At 60.3% G+C, this 3113-nt stretch carries 3 protein-coding genes and 1 pseudogene; all 4 read left to right on the forward strand.

Annotated features, from left to right (window positions below; genetic code table 11):
- A partial coding sequence (locus tag AC1DT6_RS40230; RefSeq protein ID WP_477115603.1) for a DUF637 domain-containing protein occupies positions 1-1269 on the forward strand: 1269 nt, incomplete at its 5' end.
- An 8-nt stretch (positions 1270-1277) separates the two neighbouring features.
- Positions 1278-1661 carry a hypothetical protein gene (locus tag AC1DT6_RS40235; protein ID WP_441637685.1) on the forward strand — a complete coding sequence of 128 codons (384 nt, stop codon included), beginning with the start codon at positions 1278-1280 and terminating at the stop codon, positions 1659-1661.
- 69 nt (positions 1662-1730) lie between these two features.
- A complete protein-coding gene (locus AC1DT6_RS40240; RefSeq protein WP_441637687.1) occupies positions 1731-2021 on the forward strand; it encodes a hypothetical protein in 291 nt (96 codons plus the stop codon).
- A gap of 112 nt (positions 2022-2133) precedes the next feature.
- Positions 2134-3113: pseudogene (locus AC1DT6_RS40245) on the forward strand (hemagglutinin); the annotation flags it as partial.

Raw genomic sequence — 3113 nt, forward strand, 5'->3', positions numbered from 1 at the left:
GGCGCGACGGGGACGCTCGCTCAGCAAGCCGCGGGCTTCGTGGGCACGGGCTTGATCAATGCTGGCGTCAGTACGGCGTTCAACGGTGGCAGCTTCGGCAATGCGCTCAAGGGCAGCCTGGTGGCACAGGCGGCGGCGCTGGGAGCCAACAGTATCGGTGCGAACACTGATCCAGGCTCCTTCCAGAACATTCTCAGCCATGCGGCGCTCGGCTGTGTCGCGGGCGCGGCCGGCAGCGGGGACTGTGCGTCAGGGGCGATTGGCGGCGCAACCGGCGCAGTGATATCGCCGCTGGTTGGCGGGGCGTTGGGCGTCACGACGAATGCAGACCGTGAAAACACGCTAAACCGGGTTGTGGTGACAGCGGTTGCCATGCTGACGGGAGGCGGGCTGGCGGCAGCGTTTGAGCAGGAGGGACTGGCCGCGGCTGGCGCTGCACAGAACGAGGCCCTTAACAACTACCTGAGTAGCAAGCCGGAGCGGCAAGCGCTTGAAAAGGCCAATCGGGAATGTGCGAATGGCGTCTGGTCCTCGTGTGCGTCCGCCAATATCTACTCGGAAACTGACCGTAAGAACAACGCTCAGCTGACCGATGGACTGAGTAGTTGCGAGGGAAGCCGTTGCCAAGCGCTTGCGAACTGGATTCAGGGCCAGAAGGCTGCCTACGGCTGCGGTGCAGGTGGCGGCAGCGTGGATTGCCAGGTCTTGGACAAGAGCTGGCAAATTGCGCAGTCCAAGGCGCAGGGCCTTGAGGTGCCAGCATTTGCGCCCGATGATTTGATCGGAACGGGGCTGGTCAAGGGGTTGCTGACGGGTACACTCAAAGGTATTGGCCTGTTGGGTGTGACGAAGGTTGTTCCAGTCGATGCTGCGAAAGTTTTGGGCGAGCGGCTTGCCACAAGCAGTGGGGCAACAGGGACGGTATGGGATGCGATAACAGCGACACAGTCGACTTATCCTGGTTCCGTGATTCCAAAGTCCTTTGAGATGTCGCTGCCCAATGGGCAAAGTGTTTGGGTGCATGGAAATGCAACGGAGCATTTGGCGGAGTACGCCCAGATGATCGCAACGAGCAATCCTCCGGGTGTTGTCCGGCTAACGACGCAACAGCAACTTGCGAGCTTGCAGGGAGCGGTGAACACGGCGACCCAAGGTGGGGTGCCATATAACCAATTATTGAATGTTGGTGGCTGGGAGCTGAAGTTTGCGCCCCCGCGGCAACCGGGGCAAATTCCGGCCCTTATCCATGCACTTCCCGTCGGAGAGTAAATTAAGAAATGGAAATCAAGATCGAAAGGCCGCTTCGTCTGCACCTTGATGTTGTTGAGATGGACGAACATGTGCCGTCAATGAAAACGCAGATCATCGTTGAAGTACAACAGTTTGGACACAGGTTGGAGTATTACGGGAGTTCGTGGTTTGACTGCACCGTTTGGGACACGTTTGTCGAGGGCCTAAGCAGTCTGGAGGTGAGAGAAGCCAATCTTGTGGATATGGGAGGTCACTTCGTCTTGAGGCTCGGCGTAGTCAATGGAAAGCCATATATATTGTGGGAAATGAAGAAGGTCGACGTATCGGGTGCAATATCTACAGCCACGTTCCGCTCATCGATTGATGACGATACCTTTGCGCATGTGAAACGTCAGTTCGAGGAGTTCTGACGCTGGTGATAGTTGCTGGACCATGGTGCTTATTCCGGGCCTTGGTGCGAACCCTGCGGGACGTGTGAAATGAGAGCGATCAAACTGATGGCAGACTATCAATGCTTCCCGCTGTGGGAGGCATCGCCCGGCGAGGTCGGCAATATTGATCCGGAGGGATTGCCAATCTGGCAGGACCTTAAGACGAAGCTTGCCAATTGGGCACGCCAGTACGACGAAACCCTAAACATGGACTATCCGCCGGATTCCGGATTCGAAAATGCCGCGGTGGAGGCCCAGTTCAAGCAAGAAGGTTATCTTCTTGCCGACCGGTTAAGAATGGAGCTGGGGCCAGAGTATGAAATAAAGATCCGTCTGTAGCCGACAAGCAGTATCAAACGAACCCCGCTTCGGCTGGATTCGTCGCTTCTGGCGGGGAGATCGGCACGTAGCGAGCACGGCGTGCCAGACGGTCAATGCACTGGTGCCGCAGGTGTACCTGCCGGAAGGCTATGCGCTGGCGCTGACCAAGCCGACCGGCGGCACCATCGCCGGCGACAACGTCTCGCTGGACATCGCGGGCCAACTGCGCAACAGCGGGGTGATCACGGCGGGCGACACGCTGAACGTGAAGGCGGGCAGTATCGATGCGGCCCCCAACATGGTGGACATCGGCACGTCGGCCTACCGGGTGCAGGGCGGCTGGAGCGTGATCACCGGGACGGTGGTGCAGCCGGGCGGGTTCATGAGCGCAATGCACATGAACATCGAGGCGGACAGCATCAATGCGGTCAACGATGCGTTCCTGATTCGCGGCGCCGACGGCAGGGTGGACGAGGCCGCAACCGTGGCTCTAGTCAATCAGCTGAAGGCCAACCTCGGGCTGAACTACACCGAGGGCACGGTMGCCGACGACATCCACACGCGGTTCATCAAGGAGAAGAAGGGGTTCGGGCCGCTAGCCCAGATCGTGATGATGGTRGCCGCGGTGGCCATCTCGATCGYGACGGCGGGGGCTGCGGCAACCGCCCTGGGCGCGACCCTCTCGACGCTGACGCTCGGCCAGGCGATGGCTGTGGCCGCGCTCTCGAGCATGGCGGGCAGTGCCTTCAGCCAACTTGCTTCGGGGCAGGGCCTGRATTTCGGGAAGCTGGCAACCGCGGGTGCCATTGGCGCGATCACGGCCGGCTTGACCAATGGCATCACCTTCGACGGCAGCAGCTTCGGGGTGAGTGCATGGGGGGAGTCCCTGAAGGGAACGAGTACCCTGGCAAACCTCGCTGGCACGAACAGCATCGGTGGTGTCTTGCAGGCGGCGCAGGATGGCGCGACGGGGACGCTCGCTCAGCAAGCCGYGGGCTTCGTKGGCACGGGCTTGATCAATGCTGGCGTCAGTACGGCGTTCAACGGTGGCAGCTTCGGCAATGCGCTCAAGGGCAGCCTGGTGGCACAGGCGGCGGCGCTGGGAGCCAA

The organism is Cupriavidus sp. 01L45, assembly GCF_056399885.1.